This is a genomic window from Microbulbifer maximicatervae (SeqCode), from assembly GCF_052467305.1.
Genome location: NZ_CP174306.1, coordinates 814,087 through 825,650, shown reverse-complemented (window position 1 = coordinate 825,650; position 11,564 = coordinate 814,087). Strand labels below are relative to the sequence as shown.

Annotated in this window: 16 protein-coding genes and 1 pseudogene; 15 read left to right on the top strand and 2 right to left on the bottom strand. The window is 41.3% G+C overall.

Annotated features, from left to right (window positions below; translation table 11 throughout):
* Positions 1-507 precede the first annotated feature (507 nt).
* Complete coding sequence (locus tag ACJJI4_RS03690; RefSeq protein ID WP_444927103.1) at positions 508-1,569, top strand: serine hydrolase domain-containing protein; 1,062 nt, start codon at positions 508-510, stop codon at positions 1,567-1,569.
* Between the two features lie 33 nt (positions 1,570-1,602).
* Here the strand turns inward: ACJJI4_RS03690 and ACJJI4_RS03685 are convergent, their stop codons facing one another.
* On the bottom strand, positions 1,603-1,851 hold the full coding sequence (locus ACJJI4_RS03685) for a hypothetical protein (protein ID WP_444927102.1): 249 nt from the start codon (positions 1,849-1,851) through the stop codon (positions 1,603-1,605).
* A gap of 29 nt (positions 1,852-1,880) precedes the next feature.
* Positions 1,881-2,808 (bottom strand): annotated as a pseudogene (locus ACJJI4_RS03680) (IS110 family RNA-guided transposase).
* A gap of 174 nt (positions 2,809-2,982) precedes the next feature.
* Between ACJJI4_RS03680 and ACJJI4_RS03675 the strand changes: the two are divergent.
* From ACJJI4_RS03675 to ACJJI4_RS03610, 14 genes are all read left to right on the top strand, one after another.
* Entirely contained in the window at positions 2,983-3,771 is a 789-nt protein-coding gene (locus tag ACJJI4_RS03675; protein WP_444927101.1) for a DUF1294 domain-containing protein, read from the top strand.
* Positions 3,772-4,301: 530 nt separating this feature from the next.
* On the top strand, positions 4,302-4,667 hold the full coding sequence (locus tag ACJJI4_RS03670; protein ID WP_444927100.1) for a hypothetical protein: 366 nt from the start codon (positions 4,302-4,304) through the stop codon (positions 4,665-4,667).
* A 208-nt stretch (positions 4,668-4,875) separates the two neighbouring features.
* Positions 4,876-5,154 carry a hypothetical protein gene (locus tag ACJJI4_RS03665; protein WP_444927099.1) on the top strand — a complete coding sequence of 93 codons (279 nt, stop codon included), beginning with the start codon at positions 4,876-4,878 and terminating at the stop codon, positions 5,152-5,154.
* Between the two features lie 103 nt (positions 5,155-5,257).
* Positions 5,258-5,557, top strand: a complete 300-nt coding sequence (locus tag ACJJI4_RS03660; protein ID WP_444927098.1) for a hypothetical protein — start codon at positions 5,258-5,260, stop codon at positions 5,555-5,557.
* Between the two features lie 101 nt (positions 5,558-5,658).
* Positions 5,659-5,973, top strand: a complete 315-nt coding sequence (locus ACJJI4_RS03655) for a hypothetical protein (RefSeq protein ID WP_444927097.1) — start codon at positions 5,659-5,661, stop codon at positions 5,971-5,973.
* Positions 5,974-6,478: 505 nt separating this feature from the next.
* On the top strand, positions 6,479-6,802 hold the full coding sequence (locus tag ACJJI4_RS03650; RefSeq protein ID WP_444927096.1) for a hypothetical protein: 324 nt from the start codon (positions 6,479-6,481) through the stop codon (positions 6,800-6,802).
* Between the two features lie 152 nt (positions 6,803-6,954).
* Positions 6,955-7,314 carry a VOC family protein gene (locus tag ACJJI4_RS03645; protein WP_444927095.1) on the top strand — a complete coding sequence of 120 codons (360 nt, stop codon included), beginning with the start codon at positions 6,955-6,957 and terminating at the stop codon, positions 7,312-7,314.
* A gap of 110 nt (positions 7,315-7,424) precedes the next feature.
* Positions 7,425-7,838, top strand: a complete 414-nt coding sequence (locus ACJJI4_RS03640; protein ID WP_444927094.1) for a hypothetical protein — start codon at positions 7,425-7,427, stop codon at positions 7,836-7,838.
* Between the two features lie 117 nt (positions 7,839-7,955).
* Positions 7,956-8,387: an MAPEG family protein gene (locus tag ACJJI4_RS03635; protein WP_444927093.1), complete on the top strand. Its 432-nt coding sequence runs from the start codon at positions 7,956-7,958 to the stop codon at positions 8,385-8,387.
* A gap of 88 nt (positions 8,388-8,475) precedes the next feature.
* Entirely contained in the window at positions 8,476-8,856 is a 381-nt protein-coding gene (locus ACJJI4_RS03630) for a hypothetical protein (protein WP_444927092.1), read from the top strand.
* Between the two features lie 543 nt (positions 8,857-9,399).
* Positions 9,400-9,726 carry a hypothetical protein gene (locus ACJJI4_RS03625; protein ID WP_444927091.1) on the top strand — a complete coding sequence of 109 codons (327 nt, stop codon included), beginning with the start codon at positions 9,400-9,402 and terminating at the stop codon, positions 9,724-9,726.
* 127 nt (positions 9,727-9,853) lie between these two features.
* A complete protein-coding gene (locus tag ACJJI4_RS03620; RefSeq protein ID WP_444927090.1) occupies positions 9,854-10,099 on the top strand; it encodes a VF530 family protein in 246 nt (81 codons plus the stop codon).
* Positions 10,100-10,813: 714 nt separating this feature from the next.
* Positions 10,814-11,104 carry a hypothetical protein gene (locus tag ACJJI4_RS03615; RefSeq protein WP_444927089.1) on the top strand — a complete coding sequence of 97 codons (291 nt, stop codon included), beginning with the start codon at positions 10,814-10,816 and terminating at the stop codon, positions 11,102-11,104.
* On the top strand, positions 11,101-11,406 hold the full coding sequence (locus ACJJI4_RS03610; protein WP_444927088.1) for a hypothetical protein: 306 nt from the start codon (positions 11,101-11,103) through the stop codon (positions 11,404-11,406). Before ACJJI4_RS03615 ends, ACJJI4_RS03610 begins: the two co-directional genes overlap by 4 nt.
* The last annotated feature ends 158 nt before the right edge of the window (positions 11,407-11,564 follow it).

Here is an 11,564-nt window from a genome sequence, read left to right as displayed (position 1 = left end):
CCGCGCTTTCTGGGATCTAGATGCCGACCACTCCAATCCACCAACTCCACATAGTGGCCCAGCTGAAAAGGTAAACCTTTTTGGCATATTTAAGCGCTCATATCGCACTAACAACAGTAAATTTTTAGGTTGCTCAGCGGTGATTTCAGAGCGAATACGCAGTTGAATAAGGTGTAATCAGAGTCTTCAGGCGTTTTGGCAATATTAGCGCGGTTAAGGTTTAGGTCTACATAGGCCATACCGGATGTCATAGGACTAATATTTTTGCAGAACAGCTTCATCAGAAAAAAATTAATGAAATACAACAAGTTACAAAGGTAGCCTTTATTTGGGATAATAGTCAAATTGACTATTTTTATATTCGGTACAGTCGACCCAATATTAGATAATTTTTTGACTTAAGTAATGCTTTCTGATCACGATGTCGGATTGATTCCAGAGTAGTAATCAGGATAATAGTGATCACGATGATTACTATATATCTGTTAAGTCTCACGAGGTAGCCTAGTGTATAAATTAATTTTAATAGTACTTTTGCTCATCTCCTCTAGCGTACTTGCCAATAAAGCAAGTGTTCATGATGAGCTGACGCTTACCCTAGAAAATATTCGGGTGAAAAATGATATCCCATCTATGTCTGTAGCAGTAATCACATCTGGCGAAGTAACTTATATCAAAGGTTTCGGCTTTATTGATGAAGAGCAGAAAAAACCTACAGACTCAGAGTCATTGTTTCGTACAGCTTCAATTTCCAAGCTATTTACTGCTCAAGCTACAATGCAATTAGTAGAGAATAACAAGATAGATCTAAATGAAAAAGTGGGACGATATTTGCCTAGCTTTACAGAAAGCAATATTACTATTAAGCAGCTACTTACTCATTCTTCAGGGTTAGAAGACTCAATAAAACCGGTGAGCTTTGAAAAGCAAAGAACAATAAGTTCATACTTAAACACAGTCAAACAATCTTTACCAAAAAATATTAAAAGTCAGGATTTTGAATATAGCGACACCAATTATAATATTTTAGGTGCGATCATAAGTGCTGTTTCTGGGGAGAGTTATGAAAAGTACCTACATGCTAATATTTTGACACCTGCAAGAATGAACAAAAGTGGTTACTTTAATGGTGAGAATGCTTATTTTTCTGAAGCCGAACCAACGTATAAGGGAAAATTAATAGACAAATTAAATCAGAGACCTTATGACTTATCATTTAACCCAAGTGAAGGACTAATTTCAAATATACACGATCTAAGTATGTGGCTTACATTAACACTTACTGGCAATTCGTCTCTTTTGAACAAGCAAACATACAAAGATATGCTGGAGCCTCAAGTGAAAACTTCTTGGGGCGAAATATATATGGGATTAGGGTGGCAAGTATATAAAAGTTCAAATGATAAAATTGCCAGACACCCAGGTAGCATTAGAGGATATAAATCACTTATCCTTGCCTATCCTGATAGTCAAAATGCGTTAATTCTCCTTACCAACTCTAGCAATACTCCACGATGGGAAATTGCACAATCCATTACAAAACTTTTAAAGCAGAATGCTGAGTGGTAGTGCAACTTAAACCGGGTAGCCGGTAATTTCTAATTACCGCCCCACACTACTAAAGAACAAATAATAGGATAAATAGTACATCCAGAAGCAGATAGCCCCCAAATAGGACATCTGTAAATCATGGGAGAGGGGGGAATTGGCGAAATAAAAGTCCATACTCACCAAAGGGGCATCGATGCATGATATTCCAGAGCGAATACGCAATTGAATAGAGGTGTAATCAAAGTCTCCAAGCATTTTGACAATATTAGCGCGGATAGGATTTAGGTCTACATAGGCCATGCAAGTGACTATGGTTGCTCGTCAAGTTATTAAGCCATACTTTCAACCCAGTAGGTGTTATTTTTCACCATAGTATTGAAGATCGTAATCTGCTTTCTCATACAGGCAATCAGAGCGACCTTTTTAGATTTGCCAGCGTCGACTAATCGCTTGTACATCGGCTTTAGTTTGGGATGATGCTGTATGGCCGACATGATGGAAACAAACAAAACCGTTCGTACACGATGCCTTCCACCCCGAACATATCTCTTTCCCTGGAAGCTGCCGCTATCACGGTTCATCGGGGCGATACCGACAAGTGCAGCGATTTCTTTAAGGTTCAATTTTCCTAGCTCGGGAAGTTCACTCATCAATGTATAAGCCAATACATTTCCAACCCCTTTAGCGCTCAACAATAAGTCCCGCCTTTGCCGCCACTCAGACACACTGTTAACCAATTTATCCAGTTGCTTGTCGATACCTTGTAACTCTTTCTTGATGGTGCTTAGAATGGTCTGAATAGGTTTGTGTACCGATTTTGGCATCCTCTGAAGCCGGTTCTTTTGCATTGTGCTCACCTCTAAACACTGACTTCTTACCGCCAGTAAGTCACTGATCTCCCTAAGCTTTTCTGGCTTTAGCTCCGATAGGCTTGGCTTCATGGCCTCACCAAAATGTGCAATATCCATTGCATCTAGCTTGTCTAGTTTTGGCGAGTCGCCCTGTGGATTTAGCGAAGCTTCTTATCTGTGAAGGGTTGCAAACAACAACAGGTAATCCTGCTTTGTCAGCGGCGCAAACAAACTCTAATTCGAGTCTTCCTGTAGACTCTATTAATACTCTTTGAGGTTTAAGAGGTTGTAATTGTTTAATGGCCTCCTTGATGCCATTTTTATCATTGGCAACACTAAAGAATTGGCCAGTAGGTCTCACATAAATATCGAGTTGTTTACTGCTGGCATCGATACCGACATTGATCTCTTAATGTTCCATAAGGTAAGCTATCTCCGCCTTGCTATTCGGGCTCGAGGCCCACATGACTATTCGAGTTATGCCTAGTGAGTGCTTATCACGTTCATACTTGTTATCGGTCTTTTACGAACCGGCTAGGCAGCGAACTGTGATAAACAAGGCCTTCGGCGGCCGCCGAAGGTGGGTCTCAATTTACCCGTTAGCGAAAAGGATTTTCAGCATCAAAATCAGGCAAGAACAACCATACAAGTACAAGCAGGTTGCTACGGGCCTTTGGCCCTTCGCGGGACGGCCTACGCCACGCTCCAGCCGCCCATAGCTGTAATGAGTAAAATTCGAATGAAAGGAAAAATTATAAAGTGCAATGAAGCCAAGGGTTTTGGATTCATTGGAGGTGGTAACGGCAAAGATATCTTTTTTCATACTACTGATTGTAAATTCAGACTTTCACCGTCTTTAGTTGGTGAAGAGGTTGAGTATAAAGCCTCCAAAGACTCAAAAGGGCGAGTTTATGCCGTCAATGTAAAACTATTAAATCAAAAGAAGAGTAAGCCCTCTTCAATTATTAACATTACATTGGCACTCGGCTTTACTGGTTTCCTCTGCTATGCCGTATCTATCAGTAGATATCCCATAGAGATGATATATTTGATTGCTGGATTATCTGTTATCTCAGTTATGGCTTATGGAAGAGATAAATCAGCCGCCCTAAAAGGAAGGTGGCGTGTTAGTGAGAATACACTACACACATTCTCCTTGTTCGGTGGCTGGCCTGGAGCAGCCCTTGCCCAAACACTTTTCAATCATAAAACATCTAAACAGCCTTTCCGTACAATATTCTGGCTAACAGTCTTTATCAATGCTAGTTTCATTGGTTGGACCTTTACTCACAATGGTGAGTATTTTCTATACACGAATCTCTTAGATTTAAAGCAAGCCATAAGAGAGATCGTGGGTAATATCCGCTAAAAGCACAAAGAGTAAGGTGCGGCTAACAAGGCAATGCGTGCGGACAAGTTACGCTTGCCGGTGATTTCGGGCGTTATGTGTGTGCACGTATGACAATCTCTGTTTACATCAAAGAAACTAATATAGATAAGATTCAGAGCTGGATCTCCTCAGTCTTCGAATCTGTAAAGCAAGTAGACCACGAAGACGATTTGTATATCTATCACGGCAAATTTCACCATGACCGTGTTTCTGTAACCGTTACCACTGACCTAGATGATTTCACGGAATTTTCTTGCCTTTTTTTCGTGTTTGAAGGTGGTGCCAAATGGGGAAATGATCGAGAATGTGCGCTCGACCTACATGAATACTTTCATTGCAAAGTTGTTTGTTCCCACGGAACAAACCAGTACAATCCATATACGTGGCTTCATATCTCCGATAAAGGTGAAGAAATTAGTGATAAAGCTTGGTAAAACACATAACAAGCATAGGCAAGGGGCGGACAATCCGCTGGTTTGTCCGCCCCTAATACGGTCGTTAGCCATCTAATGAGAGTAATCGCACTTTTTATAGTTTTATTTTCATCACTAACAATGGCCACGGAATATGAGCCCCCTAAGTGGTATCCACATAAAGACTATACACTGTCAGATAAAGTAATCCTGGCCTTCGATGTCGCTCAGGAATATTATGTAAAGAATGTAGCAAGCACAAATCAACCTATTGATTATGAGTTTCATGCTTATGCAACGGATGGTGGCTATATCGTTTCAATTATGGTGCTTTATCGTGAGAAAGATGGTAAGCATAGCGTGGCGATGGATGGCGAGCACTGTATCTTTTTGAATCAGCAATACATAATAAAAGGATCAAGGCCGTGCATGGCAGCAGGCCCAAGTCCTTTAAAGCAGTGACACCTAACAATCAGCAGCAATCGCTCCCGTTGGTCGCTAGGACAGTCAAAACGCTACGCTTATTTGCCTGCCCCAGTGCGGATCGTTAAGAGTTAGCTCTGAGGAAATTACGATTATAGGATCTATCTTCTATTCACTCTTAGTGTTTGTAGTCGTGGGGCCGCTTATCGGCACTATACTATTTTCCATCCAAGGTGGGGCATCTCCATTGAAAATATTAGAGCTTGGTTATGTCATGGGTTTGCTGCCCGCTTTAATCGCTTGGGCATTTAATTTGGCGTTTACGTTGTTAATCAAACGTCACAACCTGCCGGGTTACACATCTGGTGTGCTAAGCGGTGTTGCTTTGCTGCTTCTTGCATTAGTTATAAAGGATTTTCCATCTGATCCTAAAGCTGGTTTGTTTTTGTTGTTTATGTTAATTATTCCATCATGCATTTGTGGCTGGTTGGTTAATCAAAAGTTGGGGAGTTTTCAAAGTTCATAACAAGGCAATTAACTATGCCACTTGCTGCGCAAGCGGCCGGACCTCCACAAACTGCACTTGGGCCAGCCCGGTATTGCGGCGTCATGACAAAGGAAGTTGAAATATGTGGGATGAAACTGTTGTAAAGATCTTGCCTTATCTTAAAGGCTTTACTCTCTGGGAGGTAAACGAAAGAAGAGAATATGAAAAAATTGATCCAACAGATATTAAATCGATAAGTGAAAATGTGTGCTATTTGGCTATATCGTGCGCAAAAGAAAGAGAGTTACTTCCCTATAACACAGGTGGCCCAATAGAAGAGTTACTTGATTCCTTGTCGGGTGTGGTGGGAAACGATATTTTTAGGCAAATAAATAGAGGTGGACCATTTTTTGGTGAGTACCTTCGGATTGAAAAAGCATAACAACTCGGTGTCGTCGCCCCGTTGTGGCTGGGGCCTCAATTCCGGAGCTTCACTCCTACGCTGAGGCCCAAACCTCAGCATTATGCATAGAGGCAATATTAGTGCTATCAGAAATAGAACAAATTGTATTAGGTGGTGATGTAGCTCATGATCTTTTGTCGCTAGAAAAAAACGGCAAAACCTGGATTATCACTATTTCTCCTGCATATAATCATAAAGAAAGAAAATCCTTTAAATTTGCTAATGTTCAAGAACGATATGAGCAGGATTTAACTGATGGAGAAGATTTGCTTGAATATCCATTGCCTATTATTGGCTTTGATTCCAAAAGACTACCGAGAGGTAATTCGAGTTTTTGCCTAAATGCAGCAGATATTGAATGGGGCTTCTTTTCTGATTGGCCGGAAAATGCATAGCAAAGCACTCTTGCTCGCCAATACCGTGGCTGGGGCCGCTGATACGCATCCGCTTCACAGCAACCTCGAAGCTTGGCTTTGTAAGCCATGATAAGAAAGTGCCCACAATGTGGAAAGCAAGCGGTAAAAGTCAGAATGCTGTCTTTTTCAAACCGCATGCACTGTGAAAAGTGCTTCTTTCAGTACGAGTACACTTCGTTGTCAAAATGGGTACTCGCATTTATAGGCGCCACTATTCCAATGCTGGCTATTATATTGAGTTTGGCCAGTAAGAATTGGGTTGTGTTCGGTATAGTACTGATGTTAGTCCCATTTCTGGGCGAGTTACTGTTTGCAAAGTACTGTGCTTTAAAGCCTGTAGGTTTACGAGGGTTAAGGGCAAAGTTACGTGGTAAAAGATGATAACAAGTTTCTCAATTTCGTTCCGACCGCGAAAAGCGCGGCCTCCACAGGATAGCCTGCGCGTTACTTCGGCTACCCATTAGCAAAGCGTTGGACTTATTTGATGATTCACAATATATTTAAAGTAATGTTGCTGGCTATCCTCTTAGCAGAGATCTCCACTGCTACAGCTACTTCGATCGGTATTTGCACGCCTCATGTGGAGTATTTAGGAGAGCGAAATATTGAAGGCAGCTTTGTAATAGTTCTCACTATTGCGAAGAATGGCACATTGATTGATGCTAAACCAGAGGACATTATTCCTGAAGAATTACGCGCTTATGCAGAATGCTTGGCAAAGCATTCAAATTATTACCTATCTACATGGCTACCAAATCCAAGTGAAGGGCTGCATAGAATTCCAGTTTTATTTAAAGTAGAGACGTAACTTTTTCTGATTCGTTTAGAGCGCATCAGTCTAGCAAGCACAAGCCGTTATGTGCGGGTCGCTGCGATCTCATTTTTGCACAAAACGTAGCCAGTATTGGTCGCCACTGTTGTGGCCGTCATTTCTCATAAATCAATAAAAGAGGATATATTTTGATAAAGCTCTCTGTAAGTATTGATGTTTCTAATATTAAACAAGCTGAGAATTTTTATATAGAAGCTCTTGGTTGTAAAAAACTAAGAGATCAAGGTGGAATGTCAGTGATTTCAGTAGAGAACTGTGATATTTATCTACAAGAGAAAGAGGCTAGATCAGTAGCAGTCCCCACCGAGACAGTTGAGCGAAATTATTCTCGTCATTGGACCCCCGTTCATATTGACTTTCTAGCTGAAAACGTAGATGAAATAGTTAAGCGAATTGTTAAACTAGGGGAAAGCATGAAGGCGGAGAAAGAGGTGACTGGGGTACTATTGCACATTGCTCAGATCCTTTTGGTAATGGGTTTTGTGTAATTAATGAGTAAAACACATACAAAGCACATTAAAAGTCGCTCCACCACGTTGCGCCTAACGTCATTGACGCTCCGCCTTTTATATGGTTGCTAGCTTCCTATAGGAGTTTTATGAAAAATATAGATTTAAAAGGAATTTTCGTCGGTGGATTTCTTGGGCTACTCGGTGTTTTCGTTATCGCCGTAATCTCGACATTTATTAAAATTATGCTGTTTGGCTCTCAACCATACAATGCTCCATACACTACCGAAGAGCTTGTTATCTTGGTTTTTGCATGTGCCTTTAGCTATCTCTGGTCAGGCTTTATAATCTCCAAAATATCCCGAAAAGGCAAATTACTTAATCCGATTATCGTCTCTTTAATAATATTAGTATTAGCTCTCTTTCCTGCTCGTGAAGTACCGTTTTGGTATATTTTACTATATGGTTTTCTAGCGCCACCACTTTTCTACTATGGTGTTAATTTCCATCTTAGAAGGCTAGCCAGGTGCTCAAGCAAAGAGGTCGTAAACGGCGCTGCTTAGCTTGGCATTGGGCCTGCAGCCTTACACGGGACGACCAACGCTCCAGCTGCTCCTGTTGTGGTCATTATGCTCTGTTCAGCTCTCTAACATCAGTAACTAATAAAAAGGAATCAACGGATGATTGAAAGTGCTCAAATAATTCAGCCTGTAATTGCCTTGATAGCTTGGTCTATGGTTATGTGGCTGTGGATGTACGCAACACGATTGCCTGCCGTGAAGAAAGCTAAATTAAAGCTTGATCCGAATGCTCCTCGCGGAGAGCAAATGTCAACCCTTCCTCCCCATGTTCGTTGGAAAGCTGATAATTATAATCATCTCATGGAGCAACCAACTATTTTCTATGCTTTGGCAATATCACTTGCCGTCCTTGGTGCAGGAGATGGCATAAATTATATTCTGGCATGGGCATATGTCGCTATTCGAGTAATTCATAGCATTGTGCAAGTAACTTTTAACAAAATTGAAATCAGGTTTTTAATATTTGCTCTATCAAACATTCCATTATTGGCCTTAACAGTGAACGGTATGCGAACCACATTTATGCAATAAAACCGGTAGGCGTAACAAAACGTCGGCGTTCGGCAGCAAGCTGCCCGGGACGCCTACGGCACCCCACAACTTCGTGTTAGCACAATATATGAAAGCACATATACCTTATGAAGAAAGATCTGGAAGAAAGCCGGATTTTGTAGTCAGGTACAAGATAGACTTATCTGAAGAGAATAAAAATGCCAAGCCGGGACAAGGAATGAGAGTAGATTTTCTTTATGATGGGGATGATCCGCAAGTTGAAGGTATACACATGATCTGGCCAGAGATTCTTGATGAAGATGGCAGAGTCATAAGAGATACTACTCCGGTCAATATTCCCAATGAAGGCTTTGCCAATATGTGGATATTAAATGAAGAGCGCCGTGAGTATCACCATAAAAGGCTTAAAATTGGTACAAAAGGGACTTGGTGGCGCGGTGGTCGCATTGCAAATGTCACGGTAGTTCAGATCAATGCTGTTAAATAGCACTTACAAAGTGTGGCACAATCGCCCATAAAGGATACAGACTGGACTCGCTGCACGTCGTTCCACTCGCCTGTGTATAAGGCATTAAAATAATTGAAGCATTAATTTTGACTGTTCTATCTTCTAGTGCCTTATCATATCGGGCACTTTCAACGGCCATCAGATCTCTATTAGAGTCAGGGAGTACTGATAGCTTTGTTCACGTCGGAAACAGCACAAAGTCAGAATTCAACAAGCGGCAAAGCATTAGCTCGTTATGCACCCTCAACATCCTCGAAGGTGATGCCAAACAACCAATAGGTGATGGTAGCGCTAGCAATCATGCTCTCATTACCTGCCCTGGCTTTATAGCTCTCGGCATTCGTTTAAAAACTGAAGAGTCTGGCAAATACCATATATTGGGTTACTGGTCCCAGTGAGCTTTTAACAAGTTGCTGAATCCCACCACCTATACTCCGTTCGCTTTGTGCTGTACGCTACGCTAGCGCAAAGCGGCTCCATTCCAGCGGCACCTGTGCAAGGCGTTATACGTAAGGAAGAATCGTGGATGTAACTACACTGAGAGAAAAGCAGGAAGAGTTTTTTCAGTCAGGCAAAATCAACAAGGCTGAATACAATGAGCTTTCATCGATTCACCAGTGGATATCTGAAATATCATCGAAGGCTGAAATGAGCCCAGAGGAAGCTGAAAAGATAGGTGAACTATTGCAATCTAGATCAAATATTCTATTAAAAGATACTATAGAAACAGATACCACCTTTACTCAAAGGTTAACAAAACGAAGTAATCAAAGATTCAAACAATGTATCACTATATTACTTATATCCACATTTATTAGTATATCAATTATAATTATTAAAGGGCTTTAAACACATAAGAAGTTTTGGGAACGGACTGGCAAACCTGTCACCTAATTTTATTTGCGATTACGTGCCAACTTCATCAGCCCATGTTCACGGCATTATGCGTCATTAAACATAGAGTATTAATTGAAAAATGAGTAAAGATCAACCAAATAATCCGCTACACGGTATTACTCTTGAGAAAGTTGTTACACGTTTGCAGGAACATTATGGCTGGGATGGTTTGGCAGATAGGATCAATATCAATTGCTTTAAGAGCGACCCATCAATTAAGTCTTCGCTCAAGTTTTTACGCAAAACCCAGTGGGCACGAGATAAAGTCGAGGATCTGTACATCTCAACTTTTGACAATAACTCTCCGTGGACTAATCGTAAATAAGCACTACTTGGTAACCACATAGATGTCGCTGTGATTAGGTAGGGATAGGCGCATAAATAGGGTGTGTCGGTAGTTTTAGCTACCGGCCCCCACACCACATATCGTGCCAATTCGCAATGGTCGCTAGCGGGTTGGGCCTATTTATTAATCAGCGTCCACGCTGACAGCCTCATAGCAGCAGGCTAAACTGATCTCTCCAGATAAGAACGTAAACTTTACTAAACAACTGCATCATTTACTCCACCTATTAGATCGCCCGGCTTCAGTGTTCTTGGTCGCCTCCCCTCCAGGCTAAGCCTTATAGGATACTTCTATTTGCCAGCTCGTAGTCTTGCTAGTCGTTTCCTCCCCACAAGAACTCATGGTGTTGCAGTTGCCATTCACTAGTAGTTAGCATTTAATGAAACCCATATAATGGTGACCCTCATACAGGGAGGCTATTACCCGATTAGTCCACACCTATGCTGAGCGTACCAAACACAGGTACGATCGCACACTGCGTGTACTGGGAACGTTAAGATTTTAGACATGGAATGTGAATATGGAACAGTTTCGGATAATTCAAGATATTCGAGAGTACATTAAAAGTTATGATGCTTTTTTTGCACGACCAACACAAAGAGGTGAGCATCCGACTCTGTATATGGATGATAAACAAGGTAAAACATACAACAATATTCGAGAGAAAGATTACCTTTTTTCACAATGTAAGCAATGGGTTATACCGCACTCTCAAATGGGACTATCGTTTCAGCTCATTGGCAGCACTTAAAGGATCAGTACAAACTTAAAAAGAAACATGCCAAAGGTAGTCAAGTCGATGTATTTTGGGTAATTGAAAAATGTGATCTACCAGAAGGACTTGAATTTGTCGCTGACGAGAGGGATAAACAGCATTATTTCTTGACGGTCACTCGCAAAATGACCACAGCCCAATTACATCAAAAGCTGATTTGGCTTGCTGACAGAATGTCGGTTATTAGGGAGGCACAAGACGCTCTATGATCAAATATAGATTCGAAGAAGAAAAAGATATTATTCTTCACTACGCAAACTTACTCGACGATCAAAAAACAAGCCTTATAATTTCTAAAGGTGTGGTTTCTGATAGAGACGAGGCGTTTCATTTAGCAAAATTCTTCTGGTCTATGGTTGACTTATCTGTAGAGGATATAGAGGAAGAAAGATTAGTTTGTGGCCATAAAGATCTTGAGGCTTGGAACGAATACATAATGAACTCCCTACGTTCATATCTACGCTCAAGTGGCTATGCAGATGAATGGGAAAGAGCTACGGACCAATCTTAAATCGGATAACCGGTAGCTTTTTGCTACCGGTTCCCACACCACCCATCATGCGGGTCCGCAATGAGTGGTTCCCTATCCGTAATGAATCTCTACCCAACGATAGTGTCGAGCAGCTCTTCATTTGAGCTAAGTATCATGGCAGCTCCCTACCTCAACTT

Excerpts from the sequence above, each read along its gene's own strand:
- ACJJI4_RS03685 (WP_444927102.1), bottom strand. The coding sequence starts at position 1,851 with ATGGCCTATGTAGACCTAAATCCTATCCGCGCTAATATTGTCAAAATG.
- ACJJI4_RS03670 (WP_444927100.1), top strand. The coding sequence starts at position 4,302 with ATGAGAGTAATCGCACTTTTTATAGTTTTATTTTCATCACTAACAATG.
- ACJJI4_RS03660 (WP_444927098.1), top strand. The coding sequence starts at position 5,258 with ATGTGGGATGAAACTGTTGTAAAGATCTTGCCTTATCTTAAAGGCTTT.
- ACJJI4_RS03650 (WP_444927096.1), top strand. The coding sequence starts at position 6,479 with ATGATTCACAATATATTTAAAGTAATGTTGCTGGCTATCCTCTTAGCA.
- ACJJI4_RS03640 (WP_444927094.1), top strand. The coding sequence starts at position 7,425 with ATGAAAAATATAGATTTAAAAGGAATTTTCGTCGGTGGATTTCTTGGG.
- ACJJI4_RS03635 (WP_444927093.1), top strand. The coding sequence starts at position 7,956 with ATGATTGAAAGTGCTCAAATAATTCAGCCTGTAATTGCCTTGATAGCT.
- ACJJI4_RS03630 (WP_444927092.1), top strand. The coding sequence starts at position 8,476 with ATGAAAGCACATATACCTTATGAAGAAAGATCTGGAAGAAAGCCGGAT.
- ACJJI4_RS03620 (WP_444927090.1), top strand. The coding sequence starts at position 9,854 with ATGAGTAAAGATCAACCAAATAATCCGCTACACGGTATTACTCTTGAG.
- ACJJI4_RS03615 (WP_444927089.1), top strand. The coding sequence starts at position 10,814 with ATGGGTTATACCGCACTCTCAAATGGGACTATCGTTTCAGCTCATTGG.
- ACJJI4_RS03610 (WP_444927088.1), top strand. The coding sequence starts at position 11,101 with ATGATCAAATATAGATTCGAAGAAGAAAAAGATATTATTCTTCACTAC.